We start from the raw sequence: 15285 nt of genomic DNA on the forward strand, positions 1-15285 counted from the left end.
GCGGCTGCGCCAACAGGGGCGGGTCATCCGGTAGCTCAGCGGTAGAGCAGTCGGCTCCTAACCGACAGGACGCCGGTTCAAACCCGGCCCGGTTGACACTGTCCCCGTTCCGTCCCGATGATGCGCCTGCTGCCCGGTAGCTCAGTGGTAGAGCGGTCGGCTCTCGGACCGACAGGACGCTGGTTCGAGACCGGCCCGGGCAGTATATCCCCCCAATGACCGCTCCCCTGATCCCGCCCAGCCCGACCCGCGAGGAGTATGCGGAGCAGTACGCCGCCGCCCTGGCCGCCAACGGCGACGAGACCATCTTCGACCGCGCCGAACCGATCGGCCTGTTCGTGGAATGGCTCGCCGATGCGAAGGCGACGGAGCCGAACGACGCCAACGCCATGACCCTGGCGACGGTGGACGCCGCGGGCCTGCCCGACGCGCGGGTCGTGCTGCTCAAGGACATCGACGCCCGGGGCTTCACCTTCTACTCGAACCGCGAGAGCGCCAAGGGTGAGGCGCTGGCGGCCCATCCGGCGGCGGCCCTGCTGTTCCACTGGAAATCGCTGCGCCGGCAGGTGCGGGTCCGCGGCGCGGTCGAGCCGGTCAGCGAGGCCGAAGCCGACGCCTATTTCGCCAGCCGCGCCCGCGAGAGCCGGATCGGGGCCTGGGCCTCGGACCAGTCGCGGCCGCTCGACAGCCGGGAGACCCTCGAGCTCGCGGTCGCGCGCGAGGCGGCCCGGTTCGCCGATCAGGATGTGCCGCGGCCGGAGCGCTGGACCGGCTGGCGGGTCATTCCGGATACGGTCGAGTTCTGGCGCGACCGGCCGTTCCGCCTGCACGACCGGCTCCGGTTCGACCGGGTCGGGCGAGAGTGGACGAAGACGCGGCTCTGGCCCTGACCTGCGTCAGGCTCCGTGGCGGGCCAGGAAGGTCTCGACCGCGTCGGCGACCACTTCCGCGTTCGAGCGCCGCATCCGCACCTCGTCGCCGGTGACCAGCGGGACGAAAAAGACCGGGTGCTCGATCATGCCCATCAGCTGGCCGGCGGCCCATGACGGCCGTTGCACGGGCTTCAGGGCGCCTGTTTCGGACAGCCGGACCAGGATTCCGATCAGGGTCGCCCCGAACTCCGCCCGACCCTTTTCGAAGAAGCGCAGCGCCACGGCCTCGAAGCGCGGCCGCTCGGCCATGACCAGCCGGAAGACGGCGCGCACGAACGGATCGCCCATGAAGTCGGCGTAGGCCTCGGCGAAACTGGTCAGCGTCAGCCGCGCGTCGCCCTCGACCGCCCGGACGCAGGCCATCTGGCGCGCGAAATCCTCTGCGGCGTCGTCGATCACGGCCGCGAACAGTTCGGCCTTGCCGCCGAACAGGGTGTAGAGGGTGGCCGTCGACACGCCGGCCTCGCGCGCGATCGGCTCGATCTTGGTTGCGGCATAGCCCTCGCTGACGAAGCGCTTGCGGGCGTGGCTCACGATCAACTGGCGCTTGGGATCGGGGGCGGAGCCCGAAAGGTCGACTGAGCCGTGCATCTGTTCATCGCTCGCTTGAGCGACAAGCAGACCCGCGCCGGGCGGCGCGGTCAAGGGGTCGGCGACCCCTGTTCGATGATCAGCCGGCGAAGAGGCCCGCCAGCAATGGATGGGCCAGCACGGGCGCCGCCAGCCGGACCACGGCCTGCGGGTCCTCCAGCCGCACGGCGGCGGTGGCGTCGGCGACGATGAAGTCGGCGTTGACCCGCGACGGTTCGGTCAGGCGCTCATGGCCGGGGCGGACGGTGGCCAGATACTGCTGGATCACGGAGTCGGCGGTCCGGCCCCGCTCGGCCTGGTCGCGCAACAGACGACGGATGAAGCGGATATCGGCGGGGGTGTCGACGAAGACGCGGATGTCGAACAGCTCGACCAGCCCGGGCGTGCACAGCACATGTGTGCCCTCGACGATGACCACCTGGGCCGCGCGCACGGGCTCGCCGCCGGGTTCGCGGCCGTGATGGATGAAGGAGTAGATCGGCACGGTGACGTCGTGTCCGGCCTTCAGCGCGGCCAGGTCCCGGATCATCAGCTCGTGGTCGCGGGCCGCCACGTCGTCGAAGTCGAAGGTGGCGGCGTCGAAACCCGGCAGGCTGGCGGCGTCGCGATAGTAGGAATCCTCGCGCACCAGCACGGCGGCGCCCGCGGGGAGCGCGGCGACCAGCGTTTCCGCCAGGGTGCTCTTGCCGGAGCCCGACCCTCCGGTGATGGCGACGAGTATGGGCATGAAGGCCTTCCAGGGTGAAGCCGTGCCGGATATCCGGCCGCGGAAACAGGACCTCGGTGACCTAGCGTCACGTTGCCTAACGTCTACGGCCCCGATACTCCTTTCGGCAAGCGCCTCGGGCAGCAGGCGCAAGCGAGGGATATCGATGCTGGGATTGATGCAGGACTGGCCGCTGACGGTCGACAAGATCATCGACCACGCGAGGAACTGGCACGGCCACCGCGAGGTCGTGACCCGCTCGGTCGAGGGGCCGGTCGTCCGCGCCACCTACGCCGAGATCCACGCCCGCGCCAAACGCGTGTCCAGCGTGCTCAAGGACTGGGACATCAAGGTCGGCGACCGGATCGCCACCCTGGCCTGGAACAGCGGCCGCCACATGGAGGCCTGGTACGGCATCATGGGCATGGGGGCGGTCTGCCACACCCTGAACCCGCGCCTGTTCCCGGAACAACTGGCCTACATCATCAACCACGCCGAAGACCGCGTCATCTTCGTCGACCTGACCTTTATCCCGCTGCTCGAGGCCGTGCTGCCGCATTGCCCCTCGGTCGAGCGGGTCGTGGTTCTGACCGACGAACTGCACATGCCGGCGACGAAGCTGCCCGGCGCGGAATGCTACGAGGCCCTGCTGTCGACCGCGTCCGAGGACATCGCCTGGGGCGGATTCGACGAGCTCACCGCCTGCGGCCTCTGCTACACCTCGGGTACGACCGGCAACCCGAAGGGGGTGCTGTACTCGCACCGCTCCAACTTCATCCATACGCTGCTGGGCATGCAATCCACGGTGCTGGGACCTTCGCCGAAGGAGGTGATCCTGCCGGTGGTGCCCATGTTCCACGCCAACGCCTGGGGCATCGCCTTCGCCGGACCCGCGTCCGGGGCCAAGCTGGTCATGCCTGGCGCGCGCATGGACGGCGCGGCCATCTACGAACTGATCGAGAGTGAGGGCGTGACCTTCTCGGCCGCCGTGCCGACGGTCTGGCAGGGCCTGCTGACCCACCTGCGCGAGAACAACCTCAAGATACCGACGGTGAAGAAGGTGCTGATCGGAGGCTCGGCCGTGCCCGAGAGCCTGATCCGCGCCTTCCAGGAAGAATTCGATATCGAGGTGTTGCAGGGCTGGGGCATGACCGAGACGTCTCCCATCGGCACCCTGTCCAACCTCCCCCCCGAACTGCTGGCCCTGCCGTACGACGAACAGATGAAATGGCGGGTCAAACAGGGCATTCCGCCCTTGGGCGTCGAACTGAAGCTCAAAAACTATGCGGGCCAGGAGATGCCGCACGACGGGCACACCTACGGTCGGCTGATGATCAAGGGCCCGACCATCGCCGGGGCTTATTTCAAGGGCGAAGGCGGCGACATCCTCGACCATGAAGGCTTCTTCGATACCGGCGACGTGGCCACCATCGACGAGCAGGGCTTCATGCAGATCACCGACCGCGCCAAGGACGTGATCAAGTCCGGCGGGGAATGGATCAGCTCGATCGAGATCGAGAACATCGCCATGGGCCACCCGAAGGTCGAGCTGGCCGCCGTGATCGGCGCGGCCCACCCGAAATGGGACGAGCGTCCTGTGCTGGTCCTCAAGCTCAAGCCCGGCCAGAACCAGAACAAGCAGGAACACCTCGACTTCCTGCAGGGCAAGATCGCCAAATGGTGGATGCCGGACGACGTGGTCTTCGTCGACGACATCCCGCTTGGCGCGACCGGCAAGATCGACAAGAAGCTGGTTCGAGAGCGGATGAAGGACTACCGCCTGCCGACGGGAGGCTGAGATGGCGGGCCGGTCGACCCGCAGCGGGATTGCAGGCCAGGGTCTGGCCGCGCTGGTCCTGGCCGCGCCGCTGCTCGTCTTCGTCGCCGCGCTGGGGACCCGGACCGGGCAGTGGAGCTACGCGACCGGCCACGATCTTCTGGTGATGCGCGTCGGCCCCGTCCTCGCCGGGCTCGGCGCATTGGCGGCCCTGGCGCTGTTGGTCATGGCCCTGCGCCGCCGCGCCGTGTGGCTGCTCTCGCTCGCCGCCGTCGTGGTATCGGCCGCGACCATCGGGGTCTACGCCTGGCAGGCGGGGCGCGCCGCGTCGGCCCCGCCGGACGACATCAGCACCGACCTGGCCGAGAGTCCCGGCTTCGGCGAACTGGACGCCCGGCGCGGCGGAGCGGGCCCGACCCGGACGGCGGGGGTCGAGTCGTGCCCGGGCGCCGTGCCCGCGATGACCCAGGTCGCGCCGGAGTCCGCCGTCTGGGCGCTGCAGCAATCGGGGTTCAGTCTGCAGGGCGGCGTCAGCGTGGGCCGCGCGGCGGGCTCGCATCGCGGCTTCTGGTTCGGCACGGTCCACGACGCCGTCATCCGCATCCGGCCCGGTCGCACCGACGTCCGCGTCGCGGCCCGGGACGGTCGGAGCCATGGGGGCGAGGCTTGCCGTCTCGCGACCCGGATCAGCGAGGCGTTGCGTAGCGGCGGCTGATCGCGACGGTTGCGCGCCGTTGCTTCGGTGCAACTCATAAGACCGACGGACTCTCGCCGGTTGCGTCGAAAGACGTCGCTGTTTACCCCTGCCTGATCAGGGGGAACCAAAAATGACCGACAGTACGGCCGACGAGTCGCTCGCGCCCTATACGCCCGAACCCGGCGAGACGCTGAGGTTCTCGACGACGATCGAACCGCGCCGGTTCCTCGGGATCAGCCTGAAGAATGGGCTGCTGAACCTTGTCACGCTCACGCTCTACCGCTTCTGGGGCAAGACGGAAGTGCGCCAGCGGGTGTGGCGGGGCGTGCGCATGAATGAGGAGGCGTTCGAATACACGGGGCGTGGCGTCGAACTGTTCGTCGGTTTCGTGATCGCCCTGTTCGCCCTGGGCCTGCCGTTTCTCGCGATCGCCTTCGGCATCCAGTTCATCGGCGAGTGGTTCATCCTGCTGCTGCTTCCGCTCTACATCGGAATGTTCTGGCTGTGGGGCTTCGGCGTCTTCACCGCCTTCCGGTACATGGCCAGCCGCACGACGTGGCGCGGCATCCGCTTCCGGCTCAAGGGCTCGGCCTCTTCCTACGGCCTGCACTATCTGGGAGCCCTGTTCCTGAGCAGCCTCACCGCCGGCTGGTTCTGGCCCCATGCCGAGCGCAGCCTCGCGTCGAAAATCTGGGACGAATTGCGCTTTGGCGATCGCCGCGTGCGCTTCCGGATGGAGCGGGCGGAGCGGCACGGCATCTACGGCGCCTACGCCATTGGATGGGTCGGGACACTTGTCGGCTACATCCTGCTGCTGATCGGGGTCGGAGTCATCGGGGCCGTGACAGGAGTCTTCGAGCCGGGCCCGGATGGACAACCGGCCCAGCCGTCGATCCTGTTCACCCTGTCGATCTACGCAGGTCTCCTCGTTGTCTCGCCGTTCGCCCTGCTGATCTGGGCGCCGTACCAGGCGGCCCTGCTGCGCTCGATCGCCGCCGGCGTGACGGTCGACAAGGCGGGCTTCAAGCTGAACGTGAAGGCCCTTCCCCTCTGGTGGCTGACCGTGACGAACCTGTTCTTCCTGCTGATCACCGTCGGTTTCCTGATGCCATGGGTGCAGGCGCGGACCGCCCGGTTCCTGATCGAGCGCCTGGAGTCGGCGGGTGAGGCGCGTCTGGATCTGGCCCAGCAGACCTCACGCGGACCGGGAAGCGGCGAGGGGCTGGCGGACGCCTTCGGCTTCTCGGCGATCTGACGATGAGCGTCCGGTTCTACGACGGTCGGACCGCTCATCCTCACGAGGCCGAAGCCAGCCTCGATGGCGACATGCTGACCATCCGGGCCGATGGGCGAGAAATCGGCTGGCGGCTGCCGGATCTGACGGTCCAGATCGAGGCGGATCAGGCCCGTGTCTCCAGCCGGCGTGAGCCCGACGCAAGGCTGGTGCTGCCCGTGGGCGACTGGAATCCGCTCATCGGGGACCGGCTGGCCGACCGCCTGAAGAGCCGGCGCCGGAGCGAGGTCTGGCTGGTGGGCGGCCTCACCGCCGCCGCCGCCGGCGTGGTCGCCTTCGTTTTCATCGGCGTTCCCGCCCTAGCGGGTCCCCTTGCCCGGGCCACGCCGGCGGATATGGAGCTGCGGCTGGGCTCGAACCTGGACGCCCAGGTCAGCGCCGCCTTTCCACGCTGCGACGATCCGCGGGGCCAGGCGATCCTGAACGACCTGGGCGACCGGATCGCCACGCGGGCCGACACCCCCTTCGATATCCGGGTGCGGGCGGTCGAGGCGCCGATGGCCAACGCCCTCGCCCTGCCGGGTGGGCCAATCCTGATCACGGATGATCTCATCCGCGACGCCCGGACCCCCGATGAGCTCGCCGCCGTCATCTCCCACGAGGTGGCGCATATCGAGAAGCGCCACGTCATGCAGGCGGTCTGGCGCGATCTCGGCATCGGCATGTTGCTGGATCTGGTTGTGGGCGGCGGAACCGGAGCCGGCCAGCAGGCCGTCATCCTCGCCGGCCAGGCCTCTGACCTCAGCTACAGCCGCGACGCCGAACTCGAAGCCGACGCGGGCGGCCAGGCATTGCTCCACGCGGCCGGGCTGTCATCGCGGGGCATGGCCCCGTTCTTTGAGCGGATGGCGCGTGCGGAAGGTGACGCCGGTCAGCTTGGCGCGGCGGCTGAGTTCATGAACACCCACCCGGACTCGAGGCGGCGAGGCCAGGCCGCGCGCGCTGCCGAGCGTCCGGGGGAGAGCGCCCTGAGCGCCGCCGATTGGGAGACGGTCAAGGCGACCTGCTCCGCCGGGTCAGACAGCCCGGTAGAGCGCCTGAAGCGACGCCTCCGGCTCGGCGACGACCCGGCCCTGACGGACCAGGGCGATCAGGTGGGCCCAGACCGAGAGGGACGCGGCCGGCCATAGCCGCTCGTCGACGGCGGCGTAGAGCGTCGGGACCATGTCCATGATCCGCCGGGGGCCCGTCGCCAGCCGGGCCACGATCTGCGCCTCGCGTTCCAGCCGGTGCGCCCGATAGGCGTCGAGGAAGGGGCCCGGCTCCGTGATCGGCGCGCCGTGGGTCGGCCAGATCGTTGAGAAGCCGCGCGCGATCACCGCGTCCAGGCTGGCCATATAGGCCGTCATGTCGCCGTCGGGCGGGGCCACCACCGTCGTCGACCAGCCCATCACATGGTCGCCGCTGAAAAGGGCGTTTTCCTCGCGCAGCACGAAGGCCATGTGGTTCGAGGCGTGGCCGGGCGTCGCCATGGCCTCGAGGGTCCAGCCGTCGCCGTTCAGGATCTCGCCGCCGGTCAGGATCAGGTCCGGCGCGAACGTCTCGTCATCCTCTTCGTCCAGCGCGCCCGAGGCGTGGACCACCATGGCCGGCGGGCGCGCGGCCAGCACGGGCGCGCCGACCGCTTCCGCGAATGGACGGGCGAGGGGCGAGTGGTCCCGGTGGGTGTGGGTGACCAGCACCTGGCTGACCGTCTGGCCTTCCACCGCCGCCAGCAGGGCCGCAAGGTGGGCGTCGTCCGGCGGGCCGGGGTCGATCACCGCCACGACCGCTCCGGGCTCCGCGCGCCCGACGATATAGGTGCCGGTGCCGGTGAAGGTGAACGGCCCGGGATTGGCCGCAATGACGCGCCGGATCAGAGGCGAGACCGCGTCGGCCCGCCCGTAGGCCACCTCCAGCCCGCGCACGAAAGGGATCATGTGCGGCGGCGCCGACTGCGGCCCGGCCCTTGCCTCACAGCCCCGGAATCGTTCCGCGGAGTGCCCGACATGGCCGTTTCCATCGCCCTGGCTGTCTCAAATCGGCTCCAGCCCATCGCGGCGGCCTTCCTGTGTCTCATGGCGGCGCAGCTCGTCGCCGCCTCCTGTACGCCAGACCCGGCGCCCTACGCCGTCCGTGTCGGCGTTATTCGCTGACAGCCTTATAGCGGAACCTGGCTGAGGTCGTAGCCCGCCGCGGCCGCCGCTTCCCGCAGAGGTTCGGGCTCGACGCCGGCCAGCCGCTCGGCCATGGCCCACGCGGCGGCGGACCGCATCCCCGAGCGGCAGAAGAACACCGCCTTGTCGTCCGGCTCCAGGGCGTCGAGCGCCTCGCGTGTTGCGGCGACGACGGCCGCGTCCGGCAGGCCCCGGGTCGGGGCGTGGACGACCCTGAGACCGGCCTCGGCCCCGGCCCGGGCGACCTCCGACGCTGTCGGCTGCCCGGGTTCCTCCCCATCGGGCCGGTGATTCACCAAGCAGGTGAATCCCGCCGCGCTCAGCTGACTCAGTTCCTCCGGCCGGACTTGCCCGGTCACCCAGACTTGCGGGGAAAGACGGTGGATTAAGGCAGAATTGGCGACCATTTTGTCTGTCTTCCCAGCAACTTGATCTGGCGTGTGGCGGGATTGCGACAGCGCCGCCACGATTGGATTACGGCGCCGTAATTATGCTGCGCTTGGGGGTTGCCAAGTCTAAGGTCACCGCAATCTGCGTGCATTGGGGTGCGCGGAGTTTGGTTGCCGTCGATGTTCGCCTCCTCCTGGATGCGCCCGGCGGTCTCAGGAGGACCACCTTTGAAGACCCAAACCATCAAGCAGCGTTTGCTGCACTCGACCATGATTGGCGGAACAGCGCTTATGGCGCTGGTGGCGGCTCCGGCCCTCACCCTGATGACGCCCTCGGTCGCCATCGCGCAGAACCTGACCCAGGGGGCCGTCGCCGGCACAGTGGCGAACCAGGCCGGTACGCCGGTCTCGGGCGCCAGCGTCACGCTGACCTCGGTCAGCCAGGGCTTCTCGCGCAGCTTCACCACTGACGCCTCGGGCGGTTTCCGCGCCGTGGCCCTGCCGCAAGGCCAGTATGAAGTCGTCGTCAACGCGCCGGGCTACAACTCCCTGACCGACACCGTGAGCGTCGGCTCGGGCGGCACCGCCTCGCTGACCCTGACCCTGGGCGCCGCCGAGGGCAACGCCACGCAGATCGACGAAGTCGTCGTCGTCGGCGTCCGTCGCGCCGTTTCGGAATTCGACGCCACCACGACCGGCCTGACGGTCAACGTCGAGGAACTGTCGCGCAACATCCCGATCGCGCGCGACGCCAGCGCCGTGGCCCTGCTGGCCCCGGGCGTGACCGCCTCGGACGGCGCCTTCGGCTCCATTCCGACCATCGGCGGCGCCTCGGCCGGCGAAAACACCTACTTCGTCAACGGCCTGAACATCACGAAATTCCGGGACTTCACCGGTTCGTCGACCGTTCCGTTCGAATTCTACCAGACGCTCGAGACCAAGACCGGCGGCTATTCGTCGGAATTCGGTCGCGGCACTGGCGGCGTGCTGAACGGCACGACCAAGTCGGGCGGCAACGAGTGGGAATTCGGCATCACGGCCTACTGGTCGCCGGATAGCCTGCGTGAAGATTCGCCGGACACTTACCTGGCGCAGAACCGCTTCGACGAAGTCGAGTCCTCCGATGTCATCTTCGACTTCGGCGGTCCGATCATCGAGGACCGTCTGTTCATCTTCGGTCTGTACAACTTCCGTGATCGTGAATCGACCAACATCGGCAGCCTCCTGGTCCAGCCCGATCCCGATTTCGGCGCGGGCGCCAACGGGACGGTCGTCACCTCGGACGATCCGTTCTACGGCGCCAAGGTCGACTTCCTGATCACCGACGATCATCGTCTGGAGTTCACCTACTTCTCCGACGAGCAGGAGCAGGAAACCCGCAACATCTTCGTCAACGCCGACGGCGAGGAGATCGGCGAGTTCACCCCGTCGACCTTCAAGTTCGGCGGCGAGAATTGGATCGCCCGCTATACCGGCGTGTGGACCGACTGGCTGACCACCTCGCTGGCCTATGGCGTCAACGAGTACAACGAGTACAGCTTCTCGCCCGGGGACGCCGGCGCGCTGATCACCGACGAACTGCCGATCTTCCCGCGTCGCGGCATCTGGGGCGTCGGTCAGCCTTCGACGAACGAGGACGAGCGCACCGTCCTGCGCGCCGACGTCGACATCTACGCCGACTTCTTCGGCTCGCACCACTTCCGCTTCGGCATTGACCAGGAGAAGCTGGAATCCTTCCAGGCTCTCGACTACTCGGGCGCCGGCTACAACTATTGCCGGCCGAACGGTCGCAACGTTCCCGGCTTCACCCCGATCAGCTCGGTTGTGAACTGCACCGGCGACCGGACGGGCGGCCTTTGGTATCGCTTCCAGACCCTCGTGACCGCTAGCACCGGCCCCGGCGCCATGAACAACGCCGCCGGAACCGGCTTCGCTGATCCGATCCGGTTGACCGGGCCGCTCGCGGGCACGCCGAACCCGAACTTCAACCCCACCCTCGTCGGCCGGGCTGACATGCTGGGCAACCCCGGACGCGTTCGCGTCCGCGCCTACGACAACGACGGCGGCTGGTCCTCGACCCAGAACGCCTACTACCTGCAGGACTCGTGGGAAGTCACGGATCGGCTGACCCTGAACCTCGGCATCCGGAACGAAGGCTTCGAGAACGAAAACATCGCCGGCGTCGCCTTCGTCGACCTGCAGAACCAGTGGGCCCCGCGCCTGGGTGCGACCTACGACGTGTTCGGCGATGGTGAAGCCAAGCTGTTCGGCTTCTGGGGGCGCTACTTCCTGCCGGTCGCGGTCAACACCAACCAGCGTCTGGCCGGCGCCGAGTTCTTTATCCAGGACACCTGGAACCTCGACTTCACGGGCGGCCCGAACGACGTGGACCGCAACGGCATCCATGACACCACCGATGAGCCGATCCTCCTCGGTTACGGCACCACCAACCAGGGCTTCGTCAGCGGCGGCAACTTCGCCAGCGGCGAAGTCCGGCCGATCGCGACCCAGGTCGACAAGGAACTCGACCCGATGTTCGTGGACGAGTTCATTCTCGGCTACGAACAGCGCGTGTTCGGCGACTGGACGATGGGCATCAAGGGCACCTACCGCGAGCTGGGTACGGCCATCGATGACGTCGCCATCGACGCGGCAGTAAATCAGTACTGCCTGGCGAACGGGCTCGACACCGACATCACCGACGGCGCCGGCTGCGACGAAATCTGGTACGGCTTCCACCAGTACGTCCTGACCAACCCCGGTGAAGACATGGTCATCACCCTGGATGGCGACGACCTGTCCGATGCCACGGGGGGGGTCGTCACGGCTGACCGCGAGGTCACCCTCACGGCCGACCAGCTGAACTACCCGGATCCGGAACGCACCTACAAGGCGGTCGAGGTCTCGCTCGAGAAGCCGTTCGATGGCGTCTGGGGCGGCCGGTTCAGCTACGTCTGGTCGGAAAACAAGGGCAACTACGAAGGCGCCCTGAAGTCCGACAACGGCCAGACCGACCCCGGTCTGTCGCAGGACTTCGACCAGCCCGGTCTGACCGACAACTCGTACGGCTTCCTGCCCAACCACCGCGCGCACACCTTCAAGGCGTTCGGTAACTGGCAGGCGACCCCGGCCCTGAACATCGGCGCCAACCTGCTGATTCAGTCGCCGCGCAAGTTCGGCTGTCAGGGCGTGCACCCGACCGATGCCTTCGCCGCGGCCTATCAGGCGGCGTCGTGGTTCTGTCAGGGCGTCGCCACCCCGCGTGGCGAGTCCTTCGAAAGTGACTGGCTCAGGGTCCTCGACCTGACCTTCGCCTACGATCTCGCCGAGGTGTTCGAAATCCCGGGCGACAGCCTGGTGCTTCGTGCGGACGTGTTCAACGTGTTCGACACCTCCTCGGCTCAGGACTTCAACGAGTTCGGCGATCTGGGCGACGGTTCGGTCAATCCTAACTACGCCAAGGTCACGGCCTACGAGGCGCCGCGTACGGTGCGGTTCAGCCTGGCCTACCGCTTCTAGTAAGCGGTCGGAGAGACAGACTACCGGGCGGCGGATCTTCGGATCCGCCGCCTTTTTCTTGCTCGCCCGTCCGCGATGAAAAATATGTCGCCACGGAAAAACCATTGCGGGGCCTGAAGCGTTGCGGCATCCGAGCGTCGTCAAGCGGCGCATAACTCCGGAGCCTTCATGATCGCCAGCCTCGCCCTCGCCGCCGCCCTGATGATGCAGACGGCTCCCGTCGCCGCCGGTCAGGAAGGCCCCGTCGTCACCGCCGGCCCCGCCTCGGGCGAGACGACCGAGGCCCTGCGCATCCGCGAGGCGGTGGCCTACGCCAACCCGCTGCCGCGCGGCGCGCCGCAGGACGACTATCCGCTGGTCGCCTGGTGCGAAGCGCTGGTGAACGGCCATGTGACGCTCGGCCAGACCCTGACCGACGCCGACCCGCTGGACCAGGACATCATCCGCCTCGGCAAGCTCGAGGCCGCCGACTTCCGCGCCGCCCTCGACGCCGCCGGTCCGCGCCAGTCGGCCGCCAGCCGCGCCGCCGCCCGGGCCGCCGCCGCCGAAGCCACGGCCAAATGGGCTCCGCTGACCGGTCAGGACGAGTCCGTGCGCAGTCAGGCCTTCGGCCTGTTCTTCGGCCTGCCGGGCCGCTGCGAACACGCCGCGCGGCGCCTGCGCGAGAACATCGCCACGCCGCCGGCGACGCCGGAAGAGGTGGGGCTGGAGTAGGACTCCCGCTCCGCGGGAGAGGGTCTCAGGCCGCGTCGCTGCGGGGCGCGGCCGCCGGATCGTAGTTGAGGATCGGCCCCAGCCAGCGTTCGGCGGTGGCCAGGTCCCAGCCCTTGCGGCGGGCGTAGTCCTCGACCTGGTCGCGGTCGATCTTGCCGACGCCGAAATAGTGGCTCTCGGCGTGGCCGAAATACAGGCCCGAAACCGAGGCCGGCGGCGACATGGCGAAGCTCTCGGTCAGTTCCATCCCGGCGTTCGTTTCGGCCTGCAACAATCTGAACAGCGTGGCCTTTTCGGTGTGGTCAGGCTGGGCCGGATAGCCGGGCGCCGGGCGGATGCCCTGGTAGGATTCGGCGATCAGGTCTTCGACCGACGTCTGTTCGTCGGGCGCGTGGCCCCACAGCTCGACGCGCACCGTCTTGTGCAGCGCCTCGGCGAAGGCCTCGGCCAGCCGGTCGGCCAGGGCCGTGGCCAGGATGGCGGAATAGTCGTCGCCGGCCGCCCTGAACGCCGCCGCCTTCTCCAGCTCGCCGTGCCCCGCGGTGACCGCGAAGGCCCCAAGCCAGTCCTCGCCGTCCTCGGCCACGAAGTCCGACAGGCACAGGTTCGGCTTGCCGCTGGTCTTGGCGATCTGCTGGCGCAGACCGTGGAAGCGGGCCAGTTCGGTCGTCCGGCTTTCGTCGGCCCAGACCACGATGTCGTCGCCGCGCGCATTGGCGGGCCAGAAGCCGGCCACGCCCCGTGCCGTGTACCATTTCTCGTCGACGATCCGCTTCAGCATGGCCTGGGCGTCCGCGAACAGGTCGCGGGCCGCCTCGCCGACGATCTCGTCCTCAAGGATCATCGGATAGCGGCCGATCAGCTCCCAGCTGGCGAAGAAGGGCGTCCAGTCGATGTATCGCGCCAGATCGCCCAGATCCCAGGCGTCGAACGCGCGCGCGCCGAGGAACGACGGTTTCGGGGGGCGGGGAGTCGCCGCCTGCGGCCGGAACCGGTTGGCCCGCGCCGCCGGCAAGGTCGTCCGCGCCTTGGCCGTCTGTCCGCGCGCGAACTGCTCGCGGATGCGGATGTATTCGTCGCGCGTCGCCGCCTCGTTGCGCGCCTTCTCGGTCGGGGACAGCAGGCCCGAGACAACGCCCACGGCCCGGCTGGCGTCCACCACATAGGTGGTCGAACCGCGGTGATAGGCCGGCTCGACCTTGACCGCCGTATGCGTCCGGCTGGTCGTGGCTCCCCCGATCAGCAGGGGAATGTCGAAGCCGCGCCGCTCCATCTCGCGCGCCACGAAGACCATCTCGTCCAGCGACGGCGTGATCAGCCCCGACAGGCCGACGATGTCGACCTTGTGCTCGATCGCGGCGTCGAGGATGCGGTCGGCCGGGACCATGACGCCCAGGTCGATGACCTCGTAGTTGTTGCACTGGAGCACGACGCCGACGATGTTCTTGCCGATGTCGTGGACGTCGCCCTTGACCGTGGCCATCAGGATGCGGCCGGCCAGCTCGCGCGGCTTGCCGGTTTTCTCGGCCTCCATGAAGGGCTCCAGCCAGGCCACGGCCTGTTTCATCACCCGGGCCGACTTGACCACCTGCGGCAGGAACATCTTGCCCGAGCCAAACAGGTCGCCGACGACGTTCATGGCGTCCATCAACGGGCCTTCGATGACGTGCAGCGGGCGTTCGGCCTGCAGCCGCGCCTCTTCCGTATCCGCCTCGATCCAGTCGGTGATGCCGTGCACCAGGGCGTGTTCGATGCGCTTGCCGACCGGGGCGTCGCGCCACTTCAGGTCGACGACCCGCGCCGCGCCCTTGTCGCCCTTGTAGTTCGGCGCGAGGTCGACCAGCCGCTCGGTGTTGGAGACATTGGTCCGTTGCGGCCGGTTCAGGATCACGTCCTCGACCGCCTCGCGCAGCACCGGGTCGATGTCGTCATAGACCGGCAGATCGCCGGCGTTGACGATGCCCATGTCCATTCCGGCCTGGATGGCGTGGTAGAGGAACACCGAGTGGACCGCCCGCCGCACCGGCTCGTTGCCGCGGAAGCTGAACGAGACGTTCGACACTCCACCGGAGACGCGGGCATGGGGCAGGGTGGCCTTGATCGTCCGCGTGGCCTCGATGAAGTCGAAGGCGTAGGCGTCGTGCTCCTCGATCCCCGTCGCCACGGCGAAGATGTTCGGATCGAAAATGATGTCCTCGGGCGGGAAGCCGATGTCGTCGACCAGCAGCCGGTAGGCGCGGGTGCAGATCTCGACCTTGCGCGCCGCGGTGTCCGCCTGGCCCTGCTCGTCGAAGGCCATGACCACCACGGCCGCGCCGTACCGCAGGCATTTCACCGCCTGCTCGCGGAACTCGGCCTCGCCGGCCTTCAGCGAGATCGAATTGACGATCGGCTTGCCCTGGACGCACTTCAGCCCCGCCTCGATCACCTCCCATTTCGAGCTGTCGATCATCACCGGTACGCGCGCGATGTCCGGCTCGGCCGCGATCAGATTGAGAAAGGTGCGCATG

13 protein-coding genes and 2 tRNA genes are annotated in these 15285 nt (G+C 68.3%); 10 read left to right on the plus strand and 5 right to left on the minus strand.

The features are described 5' to 3' along the window. Positions 1–23: 23 nt before the first annotated feature. The 3 genes from VEB62_RS03135 (at position 24) to pdxH (ending at position 890) form a co-directional block, all read left to right on the plus strand. Positions 24–97 (plus strand) — tRNA-Arg (locus VEB62_RS03135). A 33-nt stretch (positions 98–130) separates the two neighbouring features. Further along, positions 131–203 (plus strand) — tRNA-Glu (locus VEB62_RS03140). Between the two features lie 12 nt (positions 204–215). Continuing rightward, positions 216–890: a pyridoxamine 5'-phosphate oxidase gene (pdxH, locus tag VEB62_RS03145; protein WP_324795274.1), complete on the plus strand. Its 675-nt coding sequence runs from the start codon at positions 216–218 to the stop codon at positions 888–890. A 6-nt stretch (positions 891–896) separates the two neighbouring features. Here pdxH and VEB62_RS03150 read toward each other — a convergent pair whose 3' ends face one another. Both VEB62_RS03150 and udk read right to left on the minus strand, forming a co-directional pair. After that, on the minus strand, positions 897–1523 hold the full coding sequence (locus tag VEB62_RS03150) for a TetR/AcrR family transcriptional regulator C-terminal domain-containing protein (protein WP_324795275.1): 627 nt from the start codon (positions 1521–1523) through the stop codon (positions 897–899). A gap of 79 nt (positions 1524–1602) precedes the next feature. Continuing rightward, on the minus strand, positions 1603–2250 hold the full coding sequence (gene udk, locus VEB62_RS03155; RefSeq protein ID WP_324795276.1) for a uridine kinase: 648 nt from the start codon (positions 2248–2250) through the stop codon (positions 1603–1605). A gap of 145 nt (positions 2251–2395) precedes the next feature. On the opposite strand from udk, the gene VEB62_RS03160 reads away from it, so the two are divergent. The 4 genes from VEB62_RS03160 (at position 2396) to VEB62_RS03175 (ending at position 7127) form a co-directional block, all read left to right on the plus strand. Then, on the plus strand, positions 2396–4027 hold the full coding sequence (locus tag VEB62_RS03160; protein WP_324795278.1) for a long-chain-fatty-acid--CoA ligase: 1632 nt from the start codon (positions 2396–2398) through the stop codon (positions 4025–4027). Between the two features lies 1 nt (position 4028). After that, positions 4029–4721: a DUF1499 domain-containing protein gene (locus VEB62_RS03165; RefSeq protein WP_324795279.1), complete on the plus strand. Its 693-nt coding sequence runs from the start codon at positions 4029–4031 to the stop codon at positions 4719–4721. Between the two features lie 112 nt (positions 4722–4833). Beyond that, positions 4834–5958 carry a YjgN family protein gene (locus VEB62_RS03170; protein WP_324795281.1) on the plus strand — a complete coding sequence of 375 codons (1125 nt, stop codon included), beginning with the start codon at positions 4834–4836 and terminating at the stop codon, positions 5956–5958. A 2-nt stretch (positions 5959–5960) separates the two neighbouring features. After that, positions 5961–7127 carry a M48 family metallopeptidase gene (locus VEB62_RS03175; RefSeq protein ID WP_324795282.1) on the plus strand — a complete coding sequence of 389 codons (1167 nt, stop codon included), beginning with the start codon at positions 5961–5963 and terminating at the stop codon, positions 7125–7127. Here the strand turns inward: VEB62_RS03175 and VEB62_RS03180 are convergent. Further along, positions 7014–7916 (minus strand): MBL fold metallo-hydrolase, encoded by a 903-nt coding sequence (locus tag VEB62_RS03180; protein ID WP_324795284.1) that lies wholly within the window; start codon positions 7914–7916, stop codon positions 7014–7016. The genes VEB62_RS03175 and VEB62_RS03180 overlap by 114 nt on opposite strands. A 69-nt stretch (positions 7917–7985) precedes the next feature. Between VEB62_RS03180 and VEB62_RS03185 the strand changes: the two genes are divergently transcribed. Next, positions 7986–8132 (plus strand): hypothetical protein, encoded by a 147-nt coding sequence (locus tag VEB62_RS03185; protein ID WP_324795286.1) that lies wholly within the window; start codon positions 7986–7988, stop codon positions 8130–8132. A gap of 5 nt (positions 8133–8137) precedes the next feature. Here VEB62_RS03185 and VEB62_RS03190 read toward each other — a convergent pair whose 3' ends face one another. Then, a complete protein-coding gene (locus tag VEB62_RS03190) occupies positions 8138–8560 on the minus strand; it encodes a protein tyrosine phosphatase family protein (RefSeq protein WP_324795287.1) in 423 nt (140 codons plus the stop codon). 210 nt (positions 8561–8770) lie between these two features. Here VEB62_RS03190 and VEB62_RS03195 point away from each other — a divergent pair, with 210 nt between their 5' ends. After that, on the plus strand, positions 8771–12061 hold the full coding sequence (locus tag VEB62_RS03195) for a TonB-dependent receptor (protein ID WP_324795288.1): 3291 nt from the start codon (positions 8771–8773) through the stop codon (positions 12059–12061). Between the two features lie 168 nt (positions 12062–12229). After that, positions 12230–12775, plus strand: a complete 546-nt coding sequence (locus VEB62_RS03200; protein WP_324795289.1) for a hypothetical protein — start codon at positions 12230–12232, stop codon at positions 12773–12775. A 25-nt stretch (positions 12776–12800) separates the two neighbouring features. Here VEB62_RS03200 and metH read toward each other — a convergent pair. Further along, positions 12801–15285 (minus strand): methionine synthase (gene metH, locus VEB62_RS03205; protein WP_324795290.1); only part of this gene is annotated, 2485 nt, incomplete at its 5' end.

Source organism: Brevundimonas sp., from assembly GCF_035626975.1.
GTDB lineage: Bacteria > Pseudomonadota > Alphaproteobacteria > Caulobacterales > Caulobacteraceae > Brevundimonas.

Bases quoted from the DNA above. Each gene is read 5' to 3' on its own strand.
- pdxH (WP_324795274.1), top strand. From the start codon at position 216: ATGACCGCTCCCCTGATCCCGCCCAGCCCGACCCGCGAGGAGTATGCG.
- VEB62_RS03150 (WP_324795275.1), bottom strand. From the start codon at position 1,523: ATGCACGGCTCAGTCGACCTTTCGGGCTCCGCCCCCGATCCCAAGCGC.
- udk (WP_324795276.1), bottom strand. From the start codon at position 2,250: ATGCCCATACTCGTCGCCATCACCGGAGGGTCGGGCTCCGGCAAGAGC.
- VEB62_RS03160 (WP_324795278.1), top strand. From the start codon at position 2,396: ATGCTGGGATTGATGCAGGACTGGCCGCTGACGGTCGACAAGATCATC.
- VEB62_RS03165 (WP_324795279.1), top strand. From the start codon at position 4,029: ATGGCGGGCCGGTCGACCCGCAGCGGGATTGCAGGCCAGGGTCTGGCC.
- VEB62_RS03170 (WP_324795281.1), top strand. From the start codon at position 4,834: ATGACCGACAGTACGGCCGACGAGTCGCTCGCGCCCTATACGCCCGAA.
- VEB62_RS03175 (WP_324795282.1), top strand. From the start codon at position 5,961: ATGAGCGTCCGGTTCTACGACGGTCGGACCGCTCATCCTCACGAGGCC.
- VEB62_RS03180 (WP_324795284.1), bottom strand. From the start codon at position 7,916: ATGATCCCTTTCGTGCGCGGGCTGGAGGTGGCCTACGGGCGGGCCGAC.
- VEB62_RS03185 (WP_324795286.1), top strand. From the start codon at position 7,986: ATGGCCGTTTCCATCGCCCTGGCTGTCTCAAATCGGCTCCAGCCCATC.
- VEB62_RS03190 (WP_324795287.1), bottom strand. From the start codon at position 8,560: ATGGTCGCCAATTCTGCCTTAATCCACCGTCTTTCCCCGCAAGTCTGG.
- VEB62_RS03200 (WP_324795289.1), top strand. From the start codon at position 12,230: ATGATCGCCAGCCTCGCCCTCGCCGCCGCCCTGATGATGCAGACGGCT.